Here is a 227-nt window from a genome sequence, read left to right on the forward strand (position 1 = left end):
CCTGCGTCGTAGGCGTTGAGGATTTGGTGGACGCGTTGGCGTGAGATGCCAAAGCGCTTGGCGACGTTGGTGGGTGTGCCGCCTTGGTCTTGGACAGCTCTGACGATGGCGAGGTTGCGGTTGGGACTGTTCATGGTGTCAACCATGTCCCGACTCACCAGTCAAGCGTCACTGACACGGCTGAGGTAACCCTAAGTGTCAACAATGACGCGACTGACCTGTCAAGG

At 58.1% G+C, this 227-nt stretch carries 1 protein-coding gene; it reads right to left on the minus strand.

What is annotated here, in order from left to right; all coding sequences use genetic code 11:
* Nucleotides 1-134: helix-turn-helix domain-containing protein (locus tag M3B90_RS09610; RefSeq protein WP_259890164.1), on the minus strand; the 134-nt coding region annotated here is incomplete at its 3' end.
* Between the last annotated feature and the right edge of the window lie 93 nt (nt 135-227).

It is taken from the genome of Dermabacter sp. p3-SID358 (assembly GCF_025147465.1).
Lineage (GTDB): Bacteria > Actinomycetota > Actinomycetes > Actinomycetales > Dermabacteraceae > Dermabacter.